Source organism: Massilia sp. UYP11, from assembly GCF_050434805.1.
GTDB lineage: Bacteria > Pseudomonadota > Gammaproteobacteria > Burkholderiales > Burkholderiaceae_D > Telluria.
On the sequence record NZ_JBNDJE010000014.1, the window covers coordinates 45709 to 70793 of the forward strand.

At 65.5% G+C, this 25085-nt stretch carries 25 protein-coding genes; 11 read left to right on the forward strand and 14 right to left on the reverse strand.

Going from position 1 to position 25085, the window contains the following annotated elements:
- Positions 1-98: 98 nt before the first annotated feature.
- A complete protein-coding gene (locus ABIB38_RS17440; protein WP_429205740.1) occupies positions 99-1892 on the reverse strand; it encodes a sensor domain-containing phosphodiesterase in 1794 nt (597 codons plus the stop codon).
- A 170-nt stretch (positions 1893-2062) separates the two neighbouring features.
- On the opposite strand from ABIB38_RS17440, the gene ABIB38_RS17445 reads away from it, so the two are divergent.
- The gene (locus ABIB38_RS17445) at positions 2063-2791 is read left to right on the forward strand and encodes a GAF domain-containing protein (protein WP_429205742.1); all 729 of its coding nucleotides are present in this window, start codon (positions 2063-2065) and stop codon (positions 2789-2791) included.
- On the opposite strand, the gene ABIB38_RS17450 is transcribed toward ABIB38_RS17445, so the two are convergent.
- Genes ABIB38_RS17450 through ABIB38_RS17460 form a run of 3 tightly spaced genes read right to left on the reverse strand, consistent with a single transcriptional unit; the run spans position 2788 to position 4663 of the window.
- Positions 2788-3183, reverse strand: a complete 396-nt coding sequence (locus tag ABIB38_RS17450) for a response regulator (RefSeq protein WP_429205744.1) — start codon at positions 3181-3183, stop codon at positions 2788-2790. The two genes, ABIB38_RS17445 and ABIB38_RS17450, sit on opposite strands and share 4 nt — an antisense overlap.
- 15 nt (positions 3184-3198) lie before the next feature.
- Positions 3199-3975 (reverse strand): 5'-3' exonuclease, encoded by a 777-nt coding sequence (locus ABIB38_RS17455; protein ID WP_429205746.1) that lies wholly within the window; start codon positions 3973-3975, stop codon positions 3199-3201.
- A gap of 13 nt (positions 3976-3988) precedes the next feature.
- Entirely contained in the window at positions 3989-4663 is a 675-nt protein-coding gene (locus ABIB38_RS17460; protein ID WP_429205748.1) for a glutathione S-transferase, read from the reverse strand.
- Between the two features lie 164 nt (positions 4664-4827).
- On the opposite strand from ABIB38_RS17460, the gene ABIB38_RS17465 reads away from it, so the two are divergent.
- A complete protein-coding gene (locus ABIB38_RS17465) occupies positions 4828-5700 on the forward strand; it encodes a DUF72 domain-containing protein (RefSeq protein WP_429205750.1) in 873 nt (290 codons plus the stop codon).
- A 10-nt stretch (positions 5701-5710) separates the two neighbouring features.
- Here the strand turns inward: ABIB38_RS17465 and ABIB38_RS17470 are convergent, their stop codons facing one another.
- Genes ABIB38_RS17470 through ABIB38_RS17480 form a run of 3 tightly spaced genes read right to left on the reverse strand, consistent with a single transcriptional unit; the run spans position 5711 to position 8126 of the window.
- On the reverse strand, positions 5711-5965 hold the full coding sequence (locus ABIB38_RS17470; protein ID WP_429205751.1) for a DUF6587 family protein: 255 nt from the start codon (positions 5963-5965) through the stop codon (positions 5711-5713).
- Positions 5966-5968: 3 nt separating this feature from the next.
- Positions 5969-7849 (reverse strand): ferrous iron transporter B, encoded by a 1881-nt coding sequence (gene feoB, locus ABIB38_RS17475; protein WP_429205753.1) that lies wholly within the window; start codon positions 7847-7849, stop codon positions 5969-5971.
- 4 nt (positions 7850-7853) lie between these two features.
- Positions 7854-8126 (reverse strand): FeoA family protein, encoded by a 273-nt coding sequence (locus ABIB38_RS17480; RefSeq protein WP_429205755.1) that lies wholly within the window; start codon positions 8124-8126, stop codon positions 7854-7856.
- Positions 8127-8361: 235 nt separating this feature from the next.
- On the opposite strand from ABIB38_RS17480, the gene ABIB38_RS17485 reads away from it, so the two are divergent.
- Together ABIB38_RS17485 and bfr are read left to right on the forward strand one after the other, a co-directional pair.
- Entirely contained in the window at positions 8362-8571 is a 210-nt protein-coding gene (locus ABIB38_RS17485; RefSeq protein ID WP_429205757.1) for a (2Fe-2S)-binding protein, read from the forward strand.
- A 474-nt stretch (positions 8572-9045) separates the two neighbouring features.
- Positions 9046-9516, forward strand: a complete 471-nt coding sequence (bfr, locus tag ABIB38_RS17490; protein ID WP_429205759.1) for a bacterioferritin — start codon at positions 9046-9048, stop codon at positions 9514-9516.
- Between the two features lie 65 nt (positions 9517-9581).
- On the opposite strand, the gene ABIB38_RS17495 is transcribed toward bfr, so the two are convergent.
- Entirely contained in the window at positions 9582-10508 is a 927-nt protein-coding gene (locus ABIB38_RS17495; protein ID WP_429205760.1) for a PfkB family carbohydrate kinase, read from the reverse strand.
- A gap of 14 nt (positions 10509-10522) precedes the next feature.
- Positions 10523-11137: a glutathione S-transferase C-terminal domain-containing protein gene (locus tag ABIB38_RS17500; RefSeq protein ID WP_429205762.1), complete on the reverse strand. Its 615-nt coding sequence runs from the start codon at positions 11135-11137 to the stop codon at positions 10523-10525.
- 157 nt (positions 11138-11294) lie between these two features.
- Between ABIB38_RS17500 and purB the strand changes: the two genes are divergently transcribed.
- The 4 genes from purB to ABIB38_RS17520 all read left to right on the forward strand — a co-directional run bounded on the left by purB (position 11295) and on the right by ABIB38_RS17520 (position 14778).
- Complete coding sequence (gene purB / locus ABIB38_RS17505; RefSeq protein ID WP_429205764.1) at positions 11295-12674, forward strand: adenylosuccinate lyase; 1380 nt, start codon at positions 11295-11297, stop codon at positions 12672-12674.
- A 376-nt stretch (positions 12675-13050) separates the two neighbouring features.
- Positions 13051-13599 (forward strand): cytochrome b, encoded by a 549-nt coding sequence (locus ABIB38_RS17510; RefSeq protein ID WP_429205766.1) that lies wholly within the window; start codon positions 13051-13053, stop codon positions 13597-13599.
- A complete protein-coding gene (locus ABIB38_RS17515; RefSeq protein WP_429205767.1) occupies positions 13596-14150 on the forward strand; it encodes a YceI family protein in 555 nt (184 codons plus the stop codon). The genes ABIB38_RS17510 and ABIB38_RS17515 overlap by 4 nt, the downstream gene beginning before the upstream one ends.
- A 58-nt stretch (positions 14151-14208) precedes the next feature.
- Positions 14209-14778: a YceI family protein gene (locus ABIB38_RS17520; RefSeq protein ID WP_429205769.1), complete on the forward strand. Its 570-nt coding sequence runs from the start codon at positions 14209-14211 to the stop codon at positions 14776-14778.
- Between the two features lie 100 nt (positions 14779-14878).
- Here ABIB38_RS17520 and ABIB38_RS17525 read toward each other — a convergent pair whose 3' ends face one another.
- Positions 14879-16201, reverse strand: coding sequence for a hypothetical protein (locus ABIB38_RS17525; protein ID WP_429205771.1), 1323 nt, complete (start codon positions 16199-16201; stop codon positions 14879-14881).
- 299 nt (positions 16202-16500) lie between these two features.
- Between ABIB38_RS17525 and ABIB38_RS17530 the strand changes: the two genes are divergently transcribed.
- The 3 genes from ABIB38_RS17530 (at position 16501) to ABIB38_RS17540 (ending at position 20422) form a co-directional block, all read left to right on the forward strand.
- Complete coding sequence (locus ABIB38_RS17530) at positions 16501-16770, forward strand: GlsB/YeaQ/YmgE family stress response membrane protein (RefSeq protein ID WP_123067791.1); 270 nt, start codon at positions 16501-16503, stop codon at positions 16768-16770.
- 81 nt (positions 16771-16851) lie between these two features.
- Complete coding sequence (cls, locus tag ABIB38_RS17535) at positions 16852-18117, forward strand: cardiolipin synthase (protein WP_429205773.1); 1266 nt, start codon at positions 16852-16854, stop codon at positions 18115-18117.
- Positions 18118-18262: 145 nt separating this feature from the next.
- Positions 18263-20422: a S46 family peptidase gene (locus ABIB38_RS17540; RefSeq protein WP_429205775.1), complete on the forward strand. Its 2160-nt coding sequence runs from the start codon at positions 18263-18265 to the stop codon at positions 20420-20422.
- A 92-nt stretch (positions 20423-20514) separates the two neighbouring features.
- On the opposite strand, the gene ABIB38_RS17545 is transcribed toward ABIB38_RS17540, so the two are convergent.
- The 4 genes from ABIB38_RS17545 to ABIB38_RS17560 all read right to left on the reverse strand — a co-directional run bounded on the left by ABIB38_RS17545 (position 20515) and on the right by ABIB38_RS17560 (position 25084).
- Complete coding sequence (locus ABIB38_RS17545; RefSeq protein ID WP_429205777.1) at positions 20515-21174, reverse strand: CatA-like O-acetyltransferase; 660 nt, start codon at positions 21172-21174, stop codon at positions 20515-20517.
- A 13-nt stretch (positions 21175-21187) separates the two neighbouring features.
- A complete protein-coding gene (locus ABIB38_RS17550; protein WP_429205778.1) occupies positions 21188-22669 on the reverse strand; it encodes an APC family permease in 1482 nt (493 codons plus the stop codon).
- A 214-nt stretch (positions 22670-22883) separates the two neighbouring features.
- Positions 22884-23996, reverse strand: a complete 1113-nt coding sequence (locus ABIB38_RS17555; protein WP_429205780.1) for an NADH:flavin oxidoreductase/NADH oxidase — start codon at positions 23994-23996, stop codon at positions 22884-22886.
- 101 nt (positions 23997-24097) lie between these two features.
- Positions 24098-25084 carry a succinylglutamate desuccinylase gene (locus tag ABIB38_RS17560; RefSeq protein ID WP_429205782.1) on the reverse strand — a complete coding sequence of 329 codons (987 nt, stop codon included), beginning with the start codon at positions 25082-25084 and terminating at the stop codon, positions 24098-24100.
- Position 25085: the final 1 nt, after the last annotated feature.

A 25085-nucleotide genomic window follows, 5' to 3' on the forward strand; every position in this document is an offset into this window, starting at 1 on the left:
CACGAAGGTGGGGACCCAATCTTGCAAGCGTTTCGACGACGTTTGCAGAACTTGGGTCCCCGCCTGCGCGGGGACGACGTATTTGACGGCTAGCTCAGCTAGCTTAACTTAACGGCATTAGCGCGCCCGGCCAGCCATGTGGCCAGCGCGCCAGGCGCCAGCGGGCGCGCATGCAGGTAGCCCTGCACCTCGTCGCAGCCCGCCGCGCGCAAGAAGTCTTCCACTTCCACCGTCTCCACGCCTTCGGCCACCACCTTGTGGCCCAGGTCGTGCGACAGCTTGATCATCGTCCCCACCAGCGCGCGCCGGCGCTCGTCGTGCGCCAGGTTGCGCATGAAGCTCTGGTCGATCTTGACCACGTTCGCCGGCAGGCTTTGCAGGTAGGACAGGCTGCTGTAGCCGGTGCCGAAATCGTCGATCGCCAGCTGCACGCCGGCGTGCGCCAGGCGCTCCAGCGTGGCCTGCGCCACCTTCGGGTTGCGCATCAGCGCACTCTCGGTCAGCTCGATCGCCAGGTTTGACGGCGCCAGGCCGTGGCGCACCAGGCGCTTCAATACGCGGTCGCAGAAATCCGGTTCTTCCAGGTTCACCGCCGACACGTTCACCGCCACCTGCAACGTCACGCCGTCGTGACGCCACGCGGCCATCTGGCGCATGGCGGCGCCCAGCACCCATTCGGTGGTGGCGCGCGCGAGCGAGGTGCCCTCGATCACGGGAATGAATTCGCCCGGCGAGATCGCGCCCTGCTCGGGATGGTTCCAGCGCAGCAGCGCCTCGACGCCGGAGCAGGCGCCGTCGCGCAGGCCGACCTTGGGCTGGTACACCAGGTGCAGCTGGTCGCGGCTCTCGAGCGCGGCGCCGAAGGCGTTCACCAGCCAGAAGCTGCGCTGCAGGATTGCGTCGTGCTCGGAGGAGAACACGCGCACGCAGCCCTCGGTCGCCAGGGCGTCGTAGGCAGCGCTGTGCATATTGCGCAGCAGGTCCAGGCCTTCGGTCTGGCCAACCGTGAACGGCGCGATGCCGACCGTGGTGGTGGTGATGAAGCGCCCCTGGCCGCAACTGGCGCGGGCGTCGAGCCAGGACTGCAGCTGGACGCGGAAGGTATCGAGCGAGACGCCGGGCGGCGCGAAGAAGGCGAACTGGGTGCTGGCCACGTGGTAGATCTTGCTGGCGCCGCCCAGGCGCAGCTGCGGCACCGCGTCGCGCATCATCTCGTCGAGATAGCCGGAACCCATCACGCGCTGGGCGTCGCTGAGCTCCTGCGGGCTGGCCAGGCTGACCAGGGCCGCCAGGCGCATGTCGCCCGCCGGTCCGGCCAGCTCGAGATCGGTGAAGTCGCCGATGAACTGGTTACGGTTGGGCAGGCCGCTGGTCGGATCGATCCGGCCCAGCGCATGCTGCAACTCGACCTGCGCCATCACCATCGTCGCCAGGTCCTGCAGCGTCTGCCTCTCGGCCGCCGTCACCTGGCGCGGTTCGGTGCCCAGCACGCACATCGCGCCCAGCGCAAAGCCGTCGCTGGTCACGAGCGGGGCGCCGGCATAGAAGCGGATGCCGTCCGCGGCCAGCCTGCTGTCGCGAAAGAAGGCGTTTTCAAGCAGGTCAGGCACCACCAGCACGTGGGCCGTGTCGGTAACCGTCGCGCACGGCGCGCGCAGTCGCGGGATCGAATCATGCGGAACGCCGACCTTCGACTTGAACCACTGGCGATCGCTGTCGGTCAGCGACACCGCCGCGATCGGCAGATTGAACAGCTGGGCCGCCATCCGCGTGATGCGGTCGAAGGCCTCGCTGGGCGGCGTGTCCAGCAATTCGAGCCGATGCAGGGCTTCGAGACGCGCCGCTTCATGGATGGACGGGGCCAATAGTGCTGGTTTGATCGGTAAGTTCATGCGCGGGCCCTGGCTGGCGCACATGCACCAGAAATGACGGAATTGACGAATTTTGATTCATTGTTGCAATAAAAATTCTTACAGTCAACAAGTATTGTCAATTTTTCGTCAAATCCGTCATTTTTTGTTGCTTGGTATAAAATCCCTGTATTGCAGCAATACACCACATCATGACAACGAGACACGACGACGATCCGATCCTGACCACGCGCGATGCGGCGCGGCTGCTGGGCGTGGCGGTGAGCACCGCCCAGGTCTGGATGGAAGGCGGTGCGCTGCCCACCTGGAAGACCCCAGGCGGCCATCGCAGGGTGCGCCTGAGCGCGGTGACGCAGCTGATGCGGCAGCGCGAAGCCGGCCTGCCCGCGGCGCAGTCCGCGCGGCTCGCCGCCGAATTACTCCCCTCGCCGGCCCCCGCTTATCCGGTGGCGCCCAACGAAGCGCAGCGCCTGGCGGCGCTGGCCGCGTCCAGGCTGATGGGCTCGCCCGAGGAAGCCGTGTTCGACCGCGTGACCTGGCTGGCCAGCCACGTGACCGAATGCCCGATGGCCCTGCTCACGCTACTGTCCGGGCAACGCCAATGGTTCAAGTCGCGCATCGGCATCGCGCTGCGCGAATCCCCGCGCGAAGTGGCCTTCTGCAGCCACACGATCATGCAGGACGGGGTTTTCGTGGTGGAAGATGCGGGCGCCGACCCGCGCTTCGCCGCCAATCCCCTGGTAACGGGCGCGCCGTACATCCGCTTCTATGCCGGCTATCCGGTGCGGGGCGCCGACGGGCTGGCGCTCGGTTCGCTGTGCGTGCTTGACCGCGAACCGCGGCGCCTGCGCGAACGCGAATTGCGTGCGCTGCGCGAACTGGCGGCCATCGCGTCCGACGAAGTCGGGCGCCGCGGCTAGTCCGCCTTGGGCGCCGCCTGCTGCTTCTTGACGAAGGAGATCACGGTATTGCGAATGGTCTTGAGCACGGTGTCGGCCTTGAACGGCTTGACGATGAAGCCGTGCACGCCGCGCGACGCTGCCGACTGCACGGCCTGCGCATCGAGCGTGCCCGAGACCAGGAAGATCAGGGTCTTGGGCAGCTCGGCGCGCAGCTGTTCGACCACGTTGTTGCCGTCCTCGACCTGCTCGCGCGCGATGCAGATCACGTGCGGGCGGTGCTTGATCGCCAGGGCGTAGCCGAGCGCGCTGGTATGGGTCGCGCCCACCACCTCATAGCTGCCGTCGGCCAGCACGGTGCCCAGCATCGAACGCGACAGCGCGTTTCCATCCACGATTACCGCCTTGAGCATCGCGTCGTTTCCCTCTTAATTCGATTCATAGGCCAGCATGTTCCAGGTCACGCCCAGGCGCACGTCGAGCTTGAGCGACACCAGGCAGCGCGAGATCTCGAGTATCTCACGCTCGGCGCGCAGCCTTTCGCCCAGCGGCGTCTTGAGGATGCCGGCGCCGGCAATGACGGCGTCGAGGCTGCCATAGGCATTGAGCAGGCGCGCGGCCGTCTTCATGCCGATCTTGGACACGCCCGGCACGCCGTCGGTCGGATCGCCCATCAGCGCCAGCAGGTCGTGCAGCCGCTCGGGCGCGACGCCGAAGCGCTGGCGCACCCAGGCGTCGTCGTGCCATTCGTTCTTGAAATGGTCCCACACCAGCGCGCCATGCGCGATCAAGGGGTGCAGGTCCTTGTCGGTGGTGGCGACGATGGCTTCGCCGCGTCCTTCCGACAGCCAGCGCATCACGCCGGTGGCGATCACGTCGTCGGCCTCGACCTCGGGAATCGACACCACGTGCAGGCCGGCGCCGCGCAGGCGCTCGTGGAACTCGGGCAGCGCCGCGCGCAGTTCGCGCGGCATCGCCGCCCTGCCCTCGCGGTAGCGCGGATAGAGGGCGTGGCGCCAGTTCTCGCCGCCGTGGTCGAACGCCGCCAGCACGTGGGTCGGCGCATGCGTCTCGAGCAGGTTGCGAAACGACGAGAAGGCGTGGCGCAAGGCGATGCTGGCCTTCAGATCCGAATCCGGTTCGGGACTGGCCTCGTACACCCGGCGCACGATGTTCAGGCCGTCGATGGCGAGCAGCTTGGCCATGCGCTGGACTCCGTCAGGCCTTGCCGATCTCGTACTTGCCGCCGCGCGCGAGCGCGCGCTGGTAGGCCGGCCGCGCATGGATGCGCTTCAGGAAGTCGCTCAGGTTCGGATACTTGCCATCCAGTCCGCCGCGCGAGGCCGCCGCCTCCAGCGGGAAGCTGAGCTGGATGTCGGCCGCCGTGAATTCCTCGCCGGTGAACCAGGGATGCTTGCCCAGTTCCGCTTCCAGATAGCCCAGGTGCAGCGCGATCTGCGGCAGCACGAAGCTGCCCTTGATCTTTTGCGCGATGCCGCGCGCGATCGGCTTGACGAAGAACGGCATCGGGCTGCTCTCGACCTTGTCGAACACCAGCTTGAGCAGCAGCGGCGGCATCGCCGACCCTTCCGCATAATGCAGGAAGTGGGTATAGCGCAGGCGCGCCGGGGTGCCGGCAGCGGGCCGCAGGCGGCCGTCGCCATGACGTTCGACCAGGTACTCGACGATGGCGCCCGACTCGGCCACGACCAGGCCGCCGTCGCTGATGACGGGCGACTTGCCCAGTGGGTGCACCGCCTTCAGCTCGGGCGGGGCCAGCATGGTGCGGGGATCGCGCTGGTAGCGCTTGATCTCGTACTCCAGGCCCAGCTCTTCCAGCAGCCACAGGATGCGCTGCGAGCGCGAATTGTTCAGGTGGTGGACGACGATCATGGCGGCTCTGGGAGTGACGATGGGCGCTAGCTTAGCACTGTTGCGCCTTTGCCAAAAGGGCGCAGCCGCCCGGTGGACCGGCGGCGCGCGCTTCGACGGCACGGGCGCCGGCTGGGTGCGCCAGCGTACGACCACGCGCCGGCGCGCCGTGTATCGTGGCAGGCATGAGCGGATCGACCCATATCGGCATCTCGGGGTGGCGCTACGCGCCGTGGCGCGGCAAGTTCTATCCGCCCGGCCTGGTCCAGCGCCGCGAGCTCGAATACGCGTCCGGCCAGCTCCCCAGCATCGAGATCAACGGCTCCTTCTACGCGCTGCAGCGGCCGGAGAGCTATGCTGCCTGGTACACGGCCACGCCGCCCGGCTTCGTGTTCGCGGTCAAGGGCAACCGCTTCATCACCCACATGCTGCGCCTGAAGGTCGCCGGCAAACCGCTGGCCAATGTGCTGGCCTCGGGCGTGTTCATGCTGCGCGAAAAGCTCGGTCCCATGCTGTGGCAGTTCCCGCCCAATTTTTCTTTTGAGCCGGAGCGCTTCGAAGCCTTTCTCGCGCTGCTGCCGCACGACACCCATGCCGCGGCCGAACTGGCCAAGGGGCACGAAAAACGCATGGAAGGCCGGGTCGCGCTCGATCCGGGACCCAGGAGACCGATGCGCCATGCGGTCGAGATCCGCCACGACAGCTTCATCGACCCCGTCTTCATCGCCCTGCTGCGCAAGTACAAGGTGGCGCTGGTGGTGGCCGACACGGCCGGAAAATGGCCGCGGATCGAGGATGTGACGGCCGACTTCATGTACGTGCGCCTGCATGGCGACAAGGAACTGTATGCGAGCGGCTACGACGACCGGGCCATCGAACACTGGGCAAGGAAGATTCGCGCCTGGCGCGATGGCGGACAGCCGCACGACGCCTGCCTGGCGTCGGACAAGGCGCCGCGCAAGCGCAGCAAGCGCGACGTCTACTGCTACTTCGACAACGACATCAAGGTGCATGCGCCGTTCGACGCGCAGCGCCTGATCGCGGCGCTGCGGGATTGAAGAAGAAAACTCAGTGTTTCTGGTGCAGCTTGATCACGCGGTGCTTGCCGGGCGAATCCGGTTGCTTGGGCGCGCAGCCGCTGCCGCAGCCGCCGCCGCCGCAACCGCCGCCTCCCGCCTTGTCGAGCCAGCGCGCCAAGACCGACGTGCGCCCGCCCCGGGTCAGGTGCCTGACCAGACGCACGCGCAGGCCAGCCGGCATGGTTTTCGCGCCCAGGTACAGCGCCGAGGCAAGCACGATGACGGCAACCAGCAGTTCCTGCATGATTCAGGCTCCAGTGACGGCGAGGGTGACGCGATAGACGATGAAGGCGGCCACGTAGGCCAGGCCGAACATGTAGCCGGCCATGATCCAGGCGTACTTGCGGCTGCCGGTTTCGCGGGCCACGGTGGCCAGCGTCGGCAGGCAGTGCGGCGCGTAGACGTACCAGGCCAGCAGCGCCAGGCCCGTGGCCAGCGACCACGATTGCGCGATCAGCGGCGCCAGCGTGTCGCCGACCTCGTCGCCGCCGGACAGCGCGTACACGGTGCCCAGCGCGCCGACCGCCACTTCGCGCGCGGCCATGCCGGGCACCAGGGCGATCGCGATCTGCCAGTTGAAGCCGATCGGCGCCAGGATCACTTCCAGCGCGCGGCCGATCATGCCGGCCACGCTGTAGTAGATCGGCGGCTCGGCCGCGCCTTCCGGCGCGCCCGGGAAACTCGACAGCAGCCAGAGCAGGACCATCATGGTCAGGATCAGCGTGCCGACCCGCATCAGGAAGATCCTGGTGCGTTCCAGCAGGCCCGAGGCCAGGGCGCTCAGCTGCGGCCAGTGGTAGGCCGGCAGTTCGAGCATCAGCGCGTGCTGCTTGTAGGTGCTGCGGCGCTTCATGAACCAGGCCACGCCCATCGCCGACAGGATGCCGGCCATGTACAGAATGAACAGCACCAGGCCCTGCAGGTTGAGGATGCCGGCCACGGTCTGGTCGGGGATGAAGGCCGCGATCAGCAGCGCATACACCGGCAGGCGCGCCGAACACGTCATCAGGGGCGCGATCATGATCGTCACCAGGCGGTCGCGCGGATTCTGGATCGTGCGCGCGGCCATCACGCCGGGGATCGCGCAGGCGAAGGAGGACAGGAGCGGCAGGAAGGAGCGGCCCGACAGGCCGACGCTGCCCATGATGCGGTCGAGCAGGAAGGCCGCGCGCGGCAGGTAGCCCACGTCTTCGAGCAGCAGGATGAAGAAGAACAGGATCAGGATCTGCGGCAGGAACACCAGCACGCTGCCCACGCCGGCGATGATGCCGTCCACGATCAGGCTGTGCAGGATGCCTTCGCCGAGCAGGTCGCCGACGAATCCGCCCAGGGCGCCGACGCCGGCCTCGATCAGGTCCATCGGCGTGCCGGCCCAGCTGAACACGGCCTGGAAGATCAGGAACATCAGCGCGGCCAGGATGACCAGTCCCGCAATCGGATGCATCACGACATTGTCGATTTTTTCGGTCAGGTTGCCGCTGTCCTTCGCGGTGGAGACGGCGATCGACAGGATGCGGCGCACCTCGCGCTGGGTCTCTTCGACCGGCACCGCATCGATCGCCGACAGCGGATTGACCTTGACCGGCGCGTCGAAGGTCATGCGCTCGAGCTCGGCCAGCAGCGCCTGTTCGCCGCCCGACTGGATGGCGACGGTTTCCACCACCGGCATGCCCAGTTCCTGCGCCAGCTTCGCGGTGTCGATCTCGATGCCGCGCTTCCGGGCGACGTCGACCATGTTCAGGGTCAGCACCATCGGCAGGCCGAGGCGCTTGAGTTCCAGCACCAGGCGCAGGTTCAGGCGCAGATTGGTGGCGTTGACCACGCACAGCACCGCGTCCGGCGCCTGTTCTCCCGCGCGCAGGCCGACCACCACGTCGCGTGTGATGCCCTCGTCCGGCGTCTGCGCATTCAGGCTGTAGGCGCCCGGCAGGTCGAGCACGCGGAACGCCCGGCCGGATGGCAACTTGAAGCTGCCTTCCTTGCGCTCGATGGTGACGCCGGCATAGTTCGCGACCTTCTGGCGCGAGCCGGTGAGACGGTTGAAGAGCGCGGTCTTGCCGCAGTTGGGGTTGCCGAGCAGTGCGACCAGCGGAGTGCGGGCGGCCACTTGTTGTTCCATGACTCCCATGCGTTCAGTCCGCCTTGATCGAATTGACCGAATCGATCGAGATCAGGGCAGCTTCGAAGCGACGCAGCGCGAAGGTCGACTCGCCGACCTTGACCGCCAGCGGACCACCCAGCACCCGCTTGAGCACGCGGATGCGCTCGCCCGGCACGAAGCCCAGCTCCATCAGGCGGCGCTGGACGTCGACGCCGCCCTGCGCATGCGGCGCCAGCTGGACGACGGTGGCACTCTGGCCCGCTTTCAGCGAGTCGAGTGTGGACAGGGTGGGGGCTAGGGTCATGGCAGCTTCCAGATGGTTGTTGCGCTTATGAGACAGCGACAAGAATGATGCCGACATCATAGCTCTAAATGCGAATTATTTCTATTTGCAGCTTGTCATTGCATGAGCGGAAAGCGCAAAAAAAGTGTCCATGACACGTAAAAATCACTTGATTTCGCGGTCCGGTTTACAGAAAATAGCAACGCAAATGAGAATGATTCGCATTTTTGTAGTGTAAACAGCAAGGGTAGTCTCGATGATCGTCTGTGTCTGCAACAACATCTCCGACCGTGAAATCCGCCAGGCCGCCGACCTGGGCATCTCCTCGATGGCAGAGCTGCGCAAGGAACTGGGCGTCGGCACCATGTGCGGCAAATGCGTCAGCTATGCGCGCGAAGTCCTGCATGAGCACATCGACAGCAAGACCACGATCACCGAAGTTCGCCGCATCCCCCAAGCGGCCTGAACTGCCGAATAGCGCCGCTTCTGTCCCGCCACGCGGCGGGGCTTGTCCGGTCCGCGACCGTCGCTTGAACAGCCGTTCATCGCGCCCGGCCAGCCTGGCCGGTCAACCATTTTCCTGTCCGTCATTGAATGCGCGCTGCTGCGGCGCGCCGGCGTCGACCTGACGCCGCAATTCCGACGAACTCGCGACCCTGCTGCGCGGGCGCGTCATACCGAGCGGCCATGGTTTTTAATCGATAAAACATGCTCCGAAAGATGCACGTGCGGGTGAAATGAGAAGTGCTTTCATTTTCATTCTGGCGGTAGCGAGAAGCGTTCCCAGTATGGAGTGAGAACGGTTTCTATTACGCCGTATTTTTTGGCATTTTCTGCGATTTAATGCGCTTTTTTGGCGAAAATTCTCTCTTTTGAGGCCATATTGCAGCGGCTTGTTTGCTATCATGGTGTCCATTCAAAATCAATTAGGGGCACTCCAATGAAAGGCGATCAAAACGTCATCCGTCTGCTGAACGCACAGCTGACCAACGAACTCACCGCAGTCAACCAGTATTTCCTGCATGCGCGCATGTACCGCCATTGGGGCCTGGAAAAACTGGGCAAGAAAGAATACGAAGAATCGATCGGCGAAATGAAACATGCCGACAAACTGATCGACCGCATCCTGATGCTGGACGGCCTGCCGAACCTGCAGGCGCTGCACAAGCTCCTGATCGGCGAATCGACCCAGGAAATGCTGGAATGCGACCTGAAGCTGGAACGCGCCGCGCAAGTGACCGTCAAGGAAGGCATCGCCGCCTGCGAAGCGGCTGCCGACTACGTGTCGCGCGACCTGTTCCTGGAAATCCTGGAAGACACCGAAGAACACATCGAGTGGCTGGAAACCCAGCTCGACCTGATCGTCAAGGTCGGCATCCAGAACTACCTGCAGAGCCAGATCGCGCCGTGATCGCGACTTGAACGTAAAGGGCCGGCTTGCGCCGGCCCTTTTTCATTGCATGCCCGGCCTGGCGTTCAGCGCCAGCGCGTCATCCACTTGTCGTAGAACCCCATATCCCTCGGCACCGCGCCGGGAATCGCGCAGATGGCGCCGGCGAATTCGTTCGCACGCGCCAGGCTCAGCTCGAGCGGCCAGCCGCGCATGCGTCCCAGCAGGAAGATCGCCGCGAAGGCGTCGCCCGCCCCCACCGTATCGATCACGAACGGCGGGGCCGGATGATCGCGCTGGGACAGGACCCGGCCCTCGCTGTCGAAGTACGCCGAGCCGCGGTGGCCCAGGGTGACGATCAGGGCGTCGAGCGAGAACATCTTCAGCAAAACCTGGCACGAGGCATGCACCTCGTCGGCCGCCAGCGGCGGATCGTCGGGCTTGATCTGGCAGTACCAGCCGAGCAGCGCCTGCAATTCTTCTTCGTTGACCTTGACGACGTTCGCCGCCTGCAGCGAGCGGGTGACGCCGCACTCGTCGTACTGGCCATCGCGCAGGTTCAGGTCGAGGAAGCGCAGGACCGTGCCGGCGCCCCTGTCCAGCACCGCCTCGAGCGCGCCGCGCGCCACTTCGTGGCGCTGGGCCAGCATGCCGAAATAGACGATGCCCGGCGCGACACCGTCCATGCTCGCCACCGCCGCGGCGCGGTCGATGAAGTCGTAGGCCTGGTTCGGCAGGATCGTGAAACGGTGGCCGCGCGGGCCGCGCTCGACCACCACGCGGCCGGTTTCTTCGAGCGGGTCGAGCTGCAGGCCGGCCTCGCTCATGGCGAAGCGCTCGAATTCGGCGCGCACCAGCCGGCCGTTCTTGTCCTCGCCAATGCGGGTAATGACCGCTACCCTCGCCATGAAGGCGGCCAGGTGGCGCGCCACGTTGAACGGCGCCCCGCCGACGACCTGCTCGGACTGAAAATCGTCGACCAGCGCTTCGCCGAACACCACGGCAGTGGACATGCCCGGCGCGCCGTTCATGCGAGGGAGGGGACGGTGTCCTTGAACGACTGACGCTCGGACAATTTATCGAACAGGCGGGCCAGGTTCGGATAGTCGCCGCGCCAGTCGATGTCGGGGAAGCGGAAGGCGATCCAGCCCAGGGCGCAGCCGACGGCGACGTCGGCCAGCGAATAGTGGTTGCCGGCGCAGAAGCTTGACTCGCCCAGGCGCTCGGACATCACGCGCAGGCCGGCGTGCACCTTGCCCCATTGGCGGGCGATCCATTCCGGGCTCTGCTGGGCTTCGGGACGCAGGGTGGTTTCCAGGCGCACCAGGATGCCGGCGTCGAGCACGCCGTCGGCCAGGGCTTCCCAGACCTTGACCTCGGCCCGGTCACGGCCGTTCGGCGGCAGCAGCTTGCAGACCGGGGTGAGCGTGTCGAGGTATTCGGCGATCACGCGCGAGTCGTACAGGGTGCTGCCGTCTTCCATCACCAGGCATGGAACCTTGCCCAGCGGATTCGTCTGCTGGATGGTGGTGTCGGCGGCCCAGACGTTCTCTTGAATAAAGGAATAGTCGAGCTTTTTATCCGCCATCACGACACGGACCTTGCGGACGTAGGGGCTGGTGACAGAACCGATGAGTTTCATGGGAGGTCGCAGTTGGGAATCGAAGCCCAGTATAACATCGGGCCCTGCAGCAAAACCTGCGCTGTCGCCGCCCCAACACAGTCGTGCACCGCAGCATGCGCAAGGGTTCGCCGCCCGTCCGGTGGTAAAATCCGCGTTTTTGACCGCCACTGCTGCCATGACCTCTACCGCCCTGTCCCCTACCTTGTCGGCCCTGTCCCCGCTCGACGGCCGTTACGCTTCGAAAACCGACAAGCTGCGCCCGATCCTGTCGGAAACTGGTTTCATGCACCACCGCGTGAAGGTCGAGATCGCGTGGCTGCAGGCGCTGTCGCAGGCCGGCTTTGCCGAGATCAAGCCGTTCTCGGCTGACGCGATCGCTCACCTCGACAAGCTCGCCGCGCAATTTGGCGAACAGGATGCCGCGCGCATCAAGGAAATCGAAGCGGTCACCAACCATGACGTCAAGGCGGTCGAATACTGGCTCAAGGAACAGGTCAAGGACGTGCCGGAACTGGTCGCGGCCAGCGAGTTCATCCACTTCGCCTGCACCTCGGAAGACATCAACAACACCTCGCACGGCATGATGCTGAAAAGCGCGCGCGACGGCGTGCTGCTGCCGGCCCTGCAGGCCATCATCGCGAAACTGACCGAGATCGCCCACGCCAACGCGGCGCTGCCAATGCTGTCGCGCACCCACGGCCAGACCGCCAGCCCGACGACGCTCGGCAAGGAATTCGCCAACGTGGTCGCGCGCCTGCAACGCGCGGTCAAGCGCATCGCCGACGTCGAGATCCTGGGCAAGATGAATGGCGCGGTCGGCAACTACAACGCGCACCTGTCGGCGTATCCGGAATTCGACTGGCCAAGCTTCTCGAAGAACGTGATCGAGCAGCGCCTGGGCTTGAGCTTCAATCCGTACACGATCCAGATCGAGCCGCACGACTACATGGCCGAGATGTTCGACGCGATCGCGCGCACCAACACCATCCTGCTCGACCTGAACCGCGACATCTGGACCTATGTGTCGCTGGGCTACTTCAAGCAGAAGCTGCGGGCCGGCGAAATCGGTTCGTCGACCATGCCGCACAAGGTCAACCCGATCGACTTCGAGAACTCGGAAGGCAACCTGGGCCTGGCCAATGCGATGCTGCGCCACATGGCCGACAAGCTGCCGGTCTCGCGCATGCAGCGCGACCTGACCGATTCGACGGTGCTGCGCAATATCGGCGTCGGCTTCGGCTACGCCCTGCTGGCCTACGACAGCTGCCTGCGCGGCCTGAACAAGCTCGAAGTCAACGCCGCCCGCCTGGAGCAGGACCTGGATGCGAACTGGGAAGTGCTGGCCGAGCCGGTGCAGACCGTGATGCGCCGCTACGGCATCGCCAATCCCTACGAGCAGCTGAAGGAACTGACCCGCGGCAAGGGCATCACGCGCGACGCACTGCGCGAGTTCATCGAGACCCTGGCCGTGCCGCAGGAAGCCAAGGACCTGATGCTGGCGATGACGCCGGCAAACTACACCGGCCTGGCGGCAAAGCTGGCGGCCGATATCTGACACCGCGTCGATCGATGCCGCCGCTGCGGCGGCATCGCCTCAGTAACCTACCTCAGTAACCCACCTCAGCTCCCCACCCGCCCGCGGCTCGCACCGCGCGCGGTACATCACGCCGACGCGCGCGTCCAGCGCCATGCAAGAAGGCATGGCGACGGCCGCCGGCCAGACAGGCGGCCGCCCCCGTGACCGACACGAGGCCAAGGCAACAATCAGCAACAAAAATTCATCGCCGGCTGGTCATGCGGTCGCGCCGGATACTGCGTTTTTTACAAGTCCGTGCTAGTGTTGCGACAGAAATTCAAGCCCGGCAGCAGCGTGAGCGCTTTTTTGCTATAGTTGGTTAGTTCTAACTCGTACTAATTGCCTGAACACAAACATGCGCCGCTATACGATGCCCGCAATCGTGCTGCACTGGCTGATCGCCATCGCCATCGTCGGCACCTTCACGCTCGGCCTGGTCATGACCGACATCCAGGGCATCAGCATGGCCAAGATCCGCTACACCAACTGGCATAAATGGGCTGGCGTCACCGTGCTCGGCCTGGCGGCGCTGCGCCTCTTGTGGCGCCTGTTCAACCACCCGCCGCAGTATGCCGACGCCATGCCGGCCTGGCAGCGCGGCGCCGCGCATGGCCTGCACGGCCTGCTGTACGTGCTGATGTTCGCGGTGCCGCTGTCGGGCTATTTCTTCAGCCTGGCGGCCGGCTTCCCGGTCGTCTATTTCAGCGAGATCCCGCTGCCGGTGCTGATCGGGCCCGATCCCGCGCTGCGCGCCGTGCTGCGCGACGTGCACTACTGGCTCAATATGCTGCTGGCCGCCCTGGTGGCCCTGCACGTGCTGGCCGCGTTCAAGCACCTGCTGGTCGACCGCGACGGCGTGATGCAGCGCATGCTCCCCATCCCTACCCCGAAGGAAAAACGATGAACCCATTCAAGGCTCTGCTGGTGGCAACCCTGGTCGGCGCCAGCGCCATCGCCGCCGCCGTCCCGCTCAAGACCGACCCGGCCAGGAGCAGCGTCTCGGCCGTGTTCAAGCAGATGAACGTGCCGGTGGAAGCGCCGTTTCGCAGCTTCAGCGCCAGCATCGACTATGACGCGGCCAAGCCGGCCGCCTCGAAAGCGAGCGTCGAGATCAATACCGCCAGCTTCGACATCGGCGACCCGATGTACAACAAGGAAGTCGCCAAGAAGGAATGGTTCAATTCCGCGCAATTCCCTAAGGCCAGCTTCGTGTCCACCAGCATCGCACCAAACGGCGCCGGCAAGCTGACCGTGTCGGGCAAGCTGACCCTGAAAGGGAAAACCGCCGACGTCAGCTTCCCGCTGGCGGTCAAGGCCGAAGGCGGCAAACAGGTATTCGAGGGTCAGTTGCCGATCAGGCGGCTGGCCTTCAACATCGGCGAAGGCGAGTGGAAGGACACGAGCATGGTCGCCGACGAAGTCGTGATCAAGTTCCGCGTCACCGCGGCGCCTTGACCCCAATCACACACCTCACCACACCTCACCACCCACTCACAAAAGGGAACATCACCACATGAAGATCAAGCACCTGATCGCGGCCGCCGCCGCCCTCGCCGCCAGCACCGCCTTCGCCGCGCCGGTCACCTATGACATCGAGCCGAACCACACCTACCCGAGCTTCGAAGCCGACCACATGGGCCTGTCGGTATGGCGCGGCAAGTTCAACAAGTCGAGCGGCACCGTGACCCTGGACCGCGAAGCCAAGACCGGCTCGCTGGACATCACCGTCGACATCAACAGCATCGACTTCGGCCATGAAAAGATGAACGAGCACGCCAAGAAGCCGGACATTTTCGATGCCGCCAAGTACCCGACCGCGACCTTCAAGTCGAAGTCGATCAAGTACACCGGCGACGTGCCGACCTCGGTCGACGGCGAGCTGACCCTGCACGGCGTGACCAAGCCGCTGACCCTGCAGATCAACAAGTTCAAGTGCATCATGCACCCGATGCTCAAGAAAGAAGCCTGCGGCGCCGACGTGGTGGGCACCTTCAAGCGCGACGACTTCGGCATCAGCTTCGGCCTGCCGAACTTCTCGCCGGAAGTGAAGCTGGCGATCCAGGTCGAAGCCGTCAAGCGCTGATCGGTCGCACAATCGATCGCATCATATAAAAAACCCCATGTAAAAAGCCCCGCCGGACAAGCCGGCGGGGCTTTTTTACGTGCGTTTCAACGCCGTGCGATCAGCGTCCGTCGCGGTCGAAATCGCCCGGAATCGCGCGCTCGACGCGGTGCCAACCAGCGCGGGTGGCCGCCTTGGCCTGGTCCCACTGCAGGCGCGAGTTGCCCTTCGAGCGTTCCCACTCGCCGGCCAGGTGGCTTTCGTTGGCGTCATAGCCGCCATCGTACTTGCCATAGCTGTTGTAGCCCAGCGCATAGGCCGGCTCATAGTCGTCGTAGGTGTAGCCCGGCGAGTAATACGGCTGAGTCTGGTACTGGGTGCGCCAGTACTCGTTTTCCTCGTGCGGATTGACCATGTGGCCGACGCCCTTGCCGGCTGCGCCGCCCGCCAGGCCGCCGATCGCCGCGCCCGCCGCCACGCCCAGCGGGCCGGCCGCGGCGCCGATGATCGCGCCCGCGGTGGCGCCGCCGCCGGCGCCCACGCCCTGCGCCAGGTTATGGTCATGCAGTTCGTCGCTGGCTTTCGGATTGACGACCTCGCCCGCGCCGCGGCCCGCCGCACCGCCGGCCAGGCCGCCGACCACGGCGCCCGCCGCCATCCCGATCGGGCCGCCCACGGCGCCGACCGCCGCACCGGCGGCCGCGCCGGTGCCGGCGCCCACGCCCTTGGCCAGGTGGTGTTCAGCCAGGTCGTCGCCGGCCTTCGGATTGACCACTTCGCCCACACCCTTGCCGGCGATGCCGCCAGCCACGCCGCCGACCACGGCGCCGGCCACGGTGCCGATCGGACCGGCCACGGTGCCGACCGTGGCGCCCAGCGCCGCGCCGCCCGCGATGCCCAGGCCGGCGCCGATCACGTGCGAGCCGCCCTGCTTGGTCCAGTTTTCCTCGATATGGGCCGCGTCCTCGTCCGAGCGGGCATGCACGCCCATCAGGATGCCGCCGTTCTTGATGCCTTCTTCATAGTGCGCGGCGCGTTCTTCGGGAATGCCGGCGCCGATCAGCGCACCGATCAGGCCGCCCGTGATGCCGCCTGCGCCGGCGCCGGCCAGGGCCGCCGCCAGTGGACCAGCGACGACCACGCCCAGGCCCGGCAGCACCAGGGTCGTGCCCACGGCAGCGATACCGGCCAGCACGGCGCCGATGGTGCCGCCGATGCCGGCGCCGATGCCCGCGCCTTCGGCCGCCTTGCTGCCCAGTTCCGTATCTTTATCCGCGAAGTGGGTCTGGCGGGTAGCGTCGGACATCATCAGGTTGACGTCGTCGCGGCTGTAGCCGCGGTCGGACACGGTGCCATAGGCACGCTCGGCGCTGGCGCGGTCGGGGAACAGGCCCGTGACCATGCGCTGGTTCTGGTTCTGACGATTGGTGTCGAAGCTGCTCATGACGAATCCTTTCTGGTAGATGGGTGGCCAGGCGCTGTGAAGCGGCACTGCCAGGGACGTCCACCTTATTCCGCTCTGCCTTATGGCTCTGTTCGTTCACGCACCCTTCGGCGCTGACCCGCCGTATTCCGCAGCAACAGTGAGATGACACCGGGCCGGTGCATGAACAGCGATGCAAAAACGCTATCTAACGTGAGTTGCCGCACCGACTTGATGGGGGAGCATCTCTAGACTTTTTCCCATGGTCACGGCAATTGTTGGGCCTGGGAGTATGTCTTTCAACTTGAGGAGGAAGCACCATGTTATTCATCATCTGGATCGTCGTCGGCGGCATCCTTGGCTGGCTTGCCAGCATGGTCATGAAGACCGACGCAGAGCAAGGCATCATTCTTAATGTGGTCGTTGGTATCATCGGCGCCTTCCTGGGCGGCTGGCTGCTGTCGCCGCTGTTTGGCACCGGCACCATCAACTCGGACGACTTCAGCGTCGCTTCGCTCCTGGTATCGTTCCTGGGCGCGGTCATCCTGTTGGCCATCGTCAACCTGCTGCGTCGCGGCCGCGTTCGTTAATGCGGGCAAGGCGCTATTCCTAAAAACCAACGCTGCGGCGTTGGTTTTTTTTCCTCTGTGGTTTTATTGATGAGCTCAAAAATGTTCTGGACAGTGTTGATCACGATCGCCGCGACGCTGGTACTCGGTGTGCTGGCGCTGAATTTCATGCCGAGCGAAAAGCAGATCGAGCGGCAGCTGACGCGGCAGTACGATACCCACGACCCGCAATTCCGGCGCTCGATGGGCGTCCTGCTGGGACCACCGATTCTCGAAGGTAACAAGGTCGATGCCCTGGTCAATGGCGACGAGATCTTCCCGGCCATGCTGGCCGCGATCCGCCAGGCGGAAAAGACGATCACGCTGGAAACCTATATCTACTGGTCGGAATCGATCGGCAAGGAATTCTCCGAAGCGCTGTCCGAGCGCGCACGCGCCGGCGTCAAGGTCCACGTCATGCTCGACTTCATGGGCAGCATGAAGATGGACAATGCGCTGGTGGACGAGATGAAGAAAGCCGGCGTACGCGTGCAGCGCTACCACAAGCCGGTCTGGTGGAAGCTGGCGCGCATGAACAACCGCACCCACCGCAAGCTGCTGGTCATCGACGGCAAGATCGGCTTCACCGGCGGCGTCGGCATCGCCGACCAGTGGCTCGGCAATGCCGAAGACGAAGATCACTGGCGCGACAGCCACTTCCGCGTGGAAGGCCCGGTCGTCGGCCAGATCCAGGCGGTGTTCAACGACAACTGGGTCAAGGCCACCGGCGTGGTGCTGGACGGGCCCGATTATTTCCCGGCGCTGGAGCCGAAGGGCACGATGCCGGCGCAGATGTTCTCCAGCTCGCCGACCGGCGGCAGCGAGAGCATGCACCTGATGTACCTGATGTCGATCACCGCCGCGCGCGAAACGATCGACCTGTCGGCGGCCTATTTCGTGCCGGACGACCTGACCATCCGCACCCTGATCGCGGCGGCGAAACGCGGTGTGCGCGTGCGCCTGATCACGCCCGGCCCGATCATCGATTCCGACCTGGTCAAGGCAGCCTCGCGCGACCGCTGGCCGGAGCTGCTCGACGCCGGCGTGCAGATCTCGGAGTACAAGCCGACCATGTACCACGTCAAGACGCTGATCGTCGACAAGCTGCTGGTGTCGGTCGGCTCGACCAATTTCGACAACCGTTCGTTCAGCATCAACGACGAAGCCAACCTGAACGTGATGGACGAAGGCTTCGCCATGCAGATGAGCGAGATCTACGAACACGACTGGGCCCGGGCGACGCCAGTGACCGAACACAAGTTCGCCAAGCGGCCATGGTGGCAGCGCCTGGCGACATGGGCGGCCTCGCTGGTGGACAAGCAGCTGTAATAAAGATGGAACAAACCACGGCCATTTGACGAAAAAAGGGTTTTTGATTGCGCGCTCGAAATAGCGGTTGACGATCCATCATGGGATTAACGATACTCATGGACGCTTTCCAATCCGAGTATCCCATCCCAACCAGATCACGCGCATGAAAAAGACCCTTCTCTCGCTCGCCATCCTGAGCAGCTTCGCCGCCCACGCGGACGAAGGCATGTGGATGCCGCAACAGCTGCCACAAGTAGCCAAGCAACTGAAAGCCGCCGGCCTCAAGCTGGATCCGGCCAACCTGACCCGCCTGACCGAGTTCCCGATGGGCGCCATCGTCAGCCTGGGCGGGTGCTCGGCTTCGTTCGTGTCGCCGCAAGGCCTGGTGGTCACCAACCACCACTGCGTCTACAACAGCATCGCCGTCAATTCGACCCCGGAGCGCGACCTGCTCAAGAACGGCTTCCTGGCCAAGACCATGGCCGACGAACTGCCGGCCGCGCCCGGCAGCCGCATCTTCGTCACCGACGAGGTCACCAACGTCACCAACCAGATCATCACCCCTGTGGTTGCCAAGCTGACCGGCAAGGCCCGCATCGACGCCATCGAGAAGAACCAGAAGACCCTGGTGGCGGCCTGCGAACAGGATGCCGGCTACCGCTGCACCGTGGCCAGCTTCTACGGCGGCCTGGAGTTCTACCGCCTGAAGCAGCTCGAGATCCGCGACGTGCGCCTGGTGCATGCGCCGGCCGAAGGCGTCGGCAAGTTCGGCGGCGACACCGACAACTGGATGTGGCCGCGCCACACCGGCGACTACGGCTTTTACCGCGCCTATGTGAGCCGCGACGGCAAATCGGCCGAGTTCTCGAAGGACAACGTGCCGTACAAGCCGAAGCACGTCATCAAGCTGGCGCAAGACCACGCCAAGGAAGGCGACTTCGTGATGGTGCTGGGCTACCCTGGCCGCACCAACCGCCACCGCCTGCCGTCCGAAGTGGCGTTCACCTTCGACTGGAACTACCCGGCCTTCGTGCGGGCATCCGGCGAGACCCTGGCCATCATCGACCGCGAGACCAGGAACGATCCGGCCGCGCGCCTGAAATATGCCGGCCAGATCGCCGGCGTGAACAACTACTACAAGAACCGCAAGGGCATGCTGGTCTCGTACCAGAACAGCGACTTCTTGCAGCGCAAGACCGCCGAGCACAACGCGCTCAAGGCCTGGGTGAACGCCGATGCATCGCGCAAGGCGCAATACGGCGCCGACATCGAAGCGGCCGAAAAGCTGATCGCCGAGCGCGACGCCGGCACCAAAAAGGGCTTCTTCCTGACCTACTCGCAGCCGAAGTTCCTGACCTCGGCGCGCACGCTGTACCGCCTGGCCAACGAACGCGCCAAGCCGGACACCGAGCGCAAGACCGGCTACCAGGAACGCGACCTGCCGCGCCTGACCTCGGTCATCGAAGGCCAGGACCGCACCTACGACGAAAAAGTCGACAAGGCGCTGGTGCTGAACTTCCTGAAGCAGTACAACGCGCAGCCGGCCGCCGAGCATGACGCGGCGTTCGACGCCGCCCTCGGCATCAAGCCGGGCATGAGCGAAGCCGAGCTGAAGTCGGCGCTGGACCGCATCTATGCCGGCTCCAGGCTGGCCAACAAGGAAGAGCGCACCGCGTGGCTGAAGAAGTCGCCGGCCGAGTTCAAGGCATCGAACGACAGCTTCATCAAGGCCGCGGTCGCGATGTACGACGCCGACATCAAGGACGAGGAAAAAGGCGAGGAAGCCGCCGGCAAGATCCAGCAAGCCTACGGCAACTATATGAAGGCAAAGATCGCCTACATGAACAGCCGTGGCCAGGCCGTCTACCCGGACGCCAATTCCACGCTGCGCGTCACCTTCGGCAAGATCGCCGGCCGCGACGTGGGCGCCGACGGCACCACCGGCTGGACCGCCTTCACCACCGTGGCCGGCGTGACCGCCAAGCACACCGATGAAGGCGAGTTCGACGCACCGGACAACCAGCTGGCCGCGATCCGGGCGAAGAACTTCGGCAAGTATCAGGACCCGAAACTCAGGACCCTGCCGGTCAACTTCCTGGCGACGCTGGACATCACCGGCGGCAATTCGGGTTCGGCCGCGCTGAACGCCAAGGGCGAGCTGATTGGCCTGGCCTTCGACGGCACCCTGGATTCGATCATCTCGGACTGGGACTTCAACAAGGCCATGACCCGCTCGATCCAGGTCGACAGCCGCTACATGCTGTGGAATATGAAGGAAGTCGACAAGGCGGATAATCTGCTCAAAGAGATGAACGTGCAGTAATCGTTCCTGCATCCCATACAGGCCGCGTCACCGCAAGGGGCGCGGCCTTTTTCATGGGATGTTGCGCAGTTTATTCCTTCGGCGCTGAAAGACTACGCGGCCGCCGGCGAAGCGGCGCGCATCATCGCCGCCAGTTCGGCCGCCATCTGCTGGCCCAGCTGGTAGATGTGGAACCCGTCGACGAAGCCGTGGTGGGCCTGCACCGAGAACGGCAGCACGAGCTTGCCGTCCGCCCCGTCGCGAAAGCGCCCCCAGGCCAGCGACGGAATGTCCGAGCGGCCGACGCGCGTGGTCGGATGCTGGATCGAGGTGAAGTCGAGCCACGGAATGCAGGTGACGAACACCTGGTCCTTGGCGTCGCGCGGCGACAGCGTGGCGTAGCGCTGGTTCAAACCCGTCATGCCCATCGCCTCGAGGCCGGCCGCGCGGCCGCGCGCGACGAATTCGCGCAGGTCGTCGGACCAGTCGAAGGTGGCGAAATTGAGGTCGTCGTTGCGGTTCTTGACGGTGAACGACGGAATCAGGCGCTCGATGCGGATCACGTCGTCGTCGTGGATGCGGTAGCAAAAATTCTCGATCTTCAGGACCGAGCGCAGCGCCGCGCACAGCAGCACGTGGAAGGGCGCCAGGCCCTGCGCCTTGCACCACGGGCGAAAGTCCGGCAGCTCGAGCGGAAAGCACAGGTTGACCGCGGGGCTGTCCATGCCGTCGAACAGCGCGAAACGGTCGCGCCGTCGTTCGAACTTGTCCATCCTGGTTGCCAACTTACCTGGCCTTGTTCAGGCGGCTGTTGCGCATGCCGTATCCGAAGTAGGCAACGACCGCCACCGCCATCCAGATGAAGAACACGCGGAAGGTCGCGGGCGACAGGTCCTTCATGATGTACAGGCAGGCCAGCACCGACAGGCCCGGGATCACGTAGGGGCCGAACGGCACGCGAAAGCCCGGCGGCGCATCAGGCCCCTGGCGCTTGCGGATTACCGGCACCGCGATCGAGACCACCATGAAGGCGGTCAGGGTGCCCATGCTCACCATATCCCACAAGAAGGTGGCGTCGACGCTGCCGGCCACCAGCCCGACCACCACGCACACGATCATGGTGTTCTTCACCGGCGCCTGGGTGCGCGCGCTCACCTTCTGGAACACCTGCGGGATCAGGCCGTCGCGGCTGATCGCGTACAGGATGCGGGTCTGGCCGTAGATCGTCACCAGGGTCACCGAGAACACCGACACCACGGCGCCGGCCGACAGCACCAGCGCCGGCCAGGCCTGGCCGGTGACGTTCTGCAGGATCACCGACAGGCCGGCCTGCTGGCCTTCGAACATATGGGCCGGCTGGGCGCCCATGGCGGCCACCGCGACCAGCATGTAGAACACGGTCACGATGATCAGGGCGGCCAGGATCCCGATCGGCACGTTGCGGCGCGGGTCCTTCACTTCTTCGCCGGCGGTGGCGATGGTGTCCAGGCCGATGAAGGAAAAGAACACGGTGCCGGCGGCGGCGGTCACGCCGGCCATGCCTGCGTAGCCCGAGGCCTCGTTCGTGTTGAAGAAGGGCTCGAAGTTGTTGGCGTCGAAACCGGTGAAGGCGATCGCGGCGAAGAACACCAGGATCGCCAGCTTGATGATCACCATGATGGCGTTGGTGGTGGCCGATTCCCTGGCGCCGCGCACCAGCAGGAAGCCGCACATGATGACCAGGAGGATCGGCGGCAGGTTGATGTTCCCCGGATGGAAGCTCACGGCATGGTGGTCCGAGACGAACATCGGCGAGCGTAGCTGCTCCGGTATCTGCCAGCCGAAGGCATTCATCAGGAAGTTGTTCAGGTAGTCGGACCAGCCGATCGAGGTCGCGCTCGCCGCCAGCCCGTATTCGAGCAGCAGGCAGGCGGCGACGACGAAGGCCGCGAATTCGCCGACGGTGGCGTAGGCGAAGGAATACGAGGAACCCGAGGCCGGGACGCGGCCGGCCAGTTCGGCGTAGCACAGCGCGGTCAGGCCGGCGGTCAGCGCCGCCAGCAGGAACGACAGCACGACCGCGGGACCGGCCTTCGGCACCGCTTCGACCATCGTGAAGAAGATGCCGGTGCCGATCGTGGCGCCCACGCCGATCATGGTCAGGGGGAACAGGCCGAGCGAACGATGCAGGCCGGGCACGGCGCCGGCGACGCCGACGCTGGCGGTCTCCTCGTGATGGCTTGCCGCCGATTTGGTACGTAACAGCTTCTGGCCCAGGGTCTGGTTCACGGCGAGTCCTTCGATGCGCGGTAGTGATCGCGGCGACGGCCGCAGCTCAACAGTCTCAAAACGAAGATGCGATTATAGGTGAGTCCGCCTCCCCCGCAATAAATTGTTTAATAAGATGCATCAGGATGAAGGGGCGCCGCCGCTGCGGCGCCGGGCCGGGTGGCCAACCATGCGGATACCGCCCGCGCCCGAGTTCGAGGCGCGGGCGAACGGATCAGCGCTGGCCCAGCCGGGTTTCGCCGAACAGTTCCTTGTGCTCGCGCGGCTGCGAACGCCAGTACTGCGGCGGCGCGACCACCTGGTCGCCCAGTTCGGCCGCCGCATGCCAGGGCCAGCGCGGGTCGTACAGCATGGCGCGCGCCAGGGCGATGACGTCGGCCTGGTCCCGCTGCAGAATCTCCTCGGCCTGGCGCGCCTCGGTGATCAGGCCCACGCCGATGGTCGGCAAGCCCGTCTCGCGCTTGATGCGCTCGGCGAATTCGATCTGGTAGCCCGGCCCCACCGGAATCTTCTGGAGGGGCGAGACGCCGCCGGTCGAGACGTGGATGAAGTCGCAGCCCTGGGCCTTGAGCGCGTGGGCGAAGCGCACGCTCTGCTCCAGGTCCCAGCCGCCCTCGACCCAGTCGGTGGCCGAGATGCGCATCCCCACCGTCATCCCCGGCACCGCCGCGCGCACGGCGGCCAGCACCTCAAGCGGGTAGCGCATGCGGTTTTCCAGCGAACCGCCATACGCGTCGTCGCGGTGGTTGGCCAGCGGCGACAGGAACTGGTGCAGCAGGTAGCCATGGGCGCCGTGCAGCTCGATCGAGTCCAGGCCCAGCGCCTGGGCGCGGCGGGCGGCGGCCACGAAGGCGTCCTTCACGCGCGCGAGTCCCGCGTCGTCCAGCGCCAGCGGCACGGTCTCGCCGTCGGCATGCGGCACGGCGGACGGGGCTTCGGTCTGCCAGCCGCGCGGCTGGTCGGGCGGGATGTTCGCCCCACCTTCCCACGGCGCTTCGCTCGACGCCTTGCGGCCGGCGTGGGCCAGCTGGACGGCGACCTTGATCGGGGAATGGCGGCGGATCGCGGCGATGACCGGTTCCAGGGCGGCGGCATGTGCGTCGGACCACAGGCCCAGGTCGTCCGGAGAGATGCGGCCTTCGGGGGTGACGGCCGTGGCTTCGATGATCAGGAGCGCGGCGCCGGACAGGGCCAGGCTGCCGAGGTGGATCATGTGCCAGTCGGTAGCTAGGCCGTCGACGGCCGAATATTGGCACATCGGGGCGATGGTGATGCGGTTGGACAGCTCGAGTGAGCCCAGGGAATACGGGGAAAACAGCTTGCTCATGATGACTCCTGCAGATCGGGAATCACCAGTCTAGCCCGGCGGGCGGATTCGTGCAGAAGGCAGCTCGGCGCGCCGCGGCGCGCCTGTGCCAACTGCGCTTGCTAGTCAATCCGCACCACCATGATCCCGGCGCGCAAACCGACGCGCACGTCGGGGTTCGGGAACACGACCAGCTCCTCGTCGTGCTCGACCCGGTAGACCGTGTCGCCATCGACGGCGATCACCTCGCCCCGTTGCAGCGGCGTGAAGTTCCAGGTCTCGCGACCCACGCGCATGCTGAACGCATCGGACAGCTTGGTGATCGACTGCGCCGTCGCGAACACGTGCGGCGCGGCCTTTGCCGCTTGCGCGGGCTGGCCGCGCAGCAAGCGCTCCAGCGCGCCCGACGCATCCGCGAACTGCGACAGGTCGTTCTGCCCCAGCGTGCCGACCCGCCCCAGCTCGACCGTGCTGCCGGCCGCGCCGAGGTGCTCGGACGTGAAATAGCTGTAGGTGCCGGCGGAGGCCGGATTCATGATGATGGCCTGGATCCCGGCCTCGCCCATCCACGCGATCAGGGCGTCGCGCGCCCGGTCCTCGATCAGCTCGGGCACGATCGCGAACATCGGATAGTGCGAGGGCCGGATCGCCGTGTGCAGGTCGAGGTGCCAGCGCCGCGGCCCGCTGCCTTCGAAAAAGGCGCGGGTGACGTCGATCAGCACGTCGGCGCGGCCGGCCTCGAAGGTTCCGGCCAGCGCACCACGCTCGGGACGGAACATGCGGTTCAGGTCCGCATCGACGAAGCGCCTGGCCGCACGGATGGCGTCGATGTTGCCGACGCACAGCATCAAGTCCACCGCCAGCGCTTGCGGCGTGCGCGACAGCGCCTCGACCAGCCAGGCGACCATCTCGATCGGCCCGGTCTCGTCGCCATGCACGCCGACCGACACCAGCACGCTGGGACGGCCGGCATCCGGCAGCGCCGCCTTGACGGTCAGCACGCCGGACGCCGGCTGCGCGACCGCGAAGCCGGCGCGCTCGAAGCGCTGCGCGACCGCGGCGAAATCCGCCTCGGCCAGCGCGCGCACTGCTTCAGGCAATGCGCTCATG

What these genes read in the sequence shown, in the direction of transcription:
- ABIB38_RS17450 (WP_429205744.1), bottom strand. Translation starts at nt 3,183, where the DNA reads ATGCTCAAGGCGGTAATCGTGGATGGAAACGCGCTGTCGCGTTCGATG.
- ABIB38_RS17520 (WP_429205769.1), top strand. Translation starts at nt 14,209, where the DNA reads ATGAAGATCAAGCACCTGATCGCGGCCGCCGCCGCCCTCGCCGCCAGC.
- ABIB38_RS17515 (WP_429205767.1), top strand. Translation starts at nt 13,596, where the DNA reads ATGAACCCATTCAAGGCTCTGCTGGTGGCAACCCTGGTCGGCGCCAGC.
- ABIB38_RS17485 (WP_429205757.1), top strand. Translation starts at nt 8,362, where the DNA reads ATGATCGTCTGTGTCTGCAACAACATCTCCGACCGTGAAATCCGCCAG.
- bfr (WP_429205759.1), top strand. Translation starts at nt 9,046, where the DNA reads ATGAAAGGCGATCAAAACGTCATCCGTCTGCTGAACGCACAGCTGACC.
- ABIB38_RS17440 (WP_429205740.1), bottom strand. Translation starts at nt 1,892, where the DNA reads ATGAACTTACCGATCAAACCAGCACTATTGGCCCCGTCCATCCATGAA.
- ABIB38_RS17560 (WP_429205782.1), bottom strand. Translation starts at nt 25,084, where the DNA reads ATGAGCGCATTGCCTGAAGCAGTGCGCGCGCTGGCCGAGGCGGATTTC.
- ABIB38_RS17465 (WP_429205750.1), top strand. Translation starts at nt 4,828, where the DNA reads ATGAGCGGATCGACCCATATCGGCATCTCGGGGTGGCGCTACGCGCCG.
- ABIB38_RS17495 (WP_429205760.1), bottom strand. Translation starts at nt 10,508, where the DNA reads ATGTCCACTGCCGTGGTGTTCGGCGAAGCGCTGGTCGACGATTTTCAG.
- ABIB38_RS17455 (WP_429205746.1), bottom strand. Translation starts at nt 3,975, where the DNA reads ATGGCCAAGCTGCTCGCCATCGACGGCCTGAACATCGTGCGCCGGGTG.
- ABIB38_RS17500 (WP_429205762.1), bottom strand. Translation starts at nt 11,137, where the DNA reads ATGAAACTCATCGGTTCTGTCACCAGCCCCTACGTCCGCAAGGTCCGT.
- ABIB38_RS17510 (WP_429205766.1), top strand. Translation starts at nt 13,051, where the DNA reads ATGCGCCGCTATACGATGCCCGCAATCGTGCTGCACTGGCTGATCGCC.
- ABIB38_RS17555 (WP_429205780.1), bottom strand. Translation starts at nt 23,996, where the DNA reads ATGAGCAAGCTGTTTTCCCCGTATTCCCTGGGCTCACTCGAGCTGTCC.
- feoB (WP_429205753.1), bottom strand. Translation starts at nt 7,849, where the DNA reads ATGGGAGTCATGGAACAACAAGTGGCCGCCCGCACTCCGCTGGTCGCA.
- ABIB38_RS17525 (WP_429205771.1), bottom strand. Translation starts at nt 16,201, where the DNA reads ATGAGCAGCTTCGACACCAATCGTCAGAACCAGAACCAGCGCATGGTC.
- ABIB38_RS17480 (WP_429205755.1), bottom strand. Translation starts at nt 8,126, where the DNA reads ATGACCCTAGCCCCCACCCTGTCCACACTCGACTCGCTGAAAGCGGGC.
- ABIB38_RS17460 (WP_429205748.1), bottom strand. Translation starts at nt 4,663, where the DNA reads ATGATCGTCGTCCACCACCTGAACAATTCGCGCTCGCAGCGCATCCTG.
- ABIB38_RS17540 (WP_429205775.1), top strand. Translation starts at nt 18,263, where the DNA reads ATGAAAAAGACCCTTCTCTCGCTCGCCATCCTGAGCAGCTTCGCCGCC.
- purB (WP_429205764.1), top strand. Translation starts at nt 11,295, where the DNA reads ATGACCTCTACCGCCCTGTCCCCTACCTTGTCGGCCCTGTCCCCGCTC.
- cls (WP_429205773.1), top strand. Translation starts at nt 16,852, where the DNA reads ATGTTCTGGACAGTGTTGATCACGATCGCCGCGACGCTGGTACTCGGT.
- ABIB38_RS17545 (WP_429205777.1), bottom strand. Translation starts at nt 21,174, where the DNA reads ATGGACAAGTTCGAACGACGGCGCGACCGTTTCGCGCTGTTCGACGGC.
- ABIB38_RS17445 (WP_429205742.1), top strand. Translation starts at nt 2,063, where the DNA reads ATGACAACGAGACACGACGACGATCCGATCCTGACCACGCGCGATGCG.
- ABIB38_RS17470 (WP_429205751.1), bottom strand. Translation starts at nt 5,965, where the DNA reads ATGCAGGAACTGCTGGTTGCCGTCATCGTGCTTGCCTCGGCGCTGTAC.
- ABIB38_RS17530 (WP_123067791.1), top strand. Translation starts at nt 16,501, where the DNA reads ATGTTATTCATCATCTGGATCGTCGTCGGCGGCATCCTTGGCTGGCTT.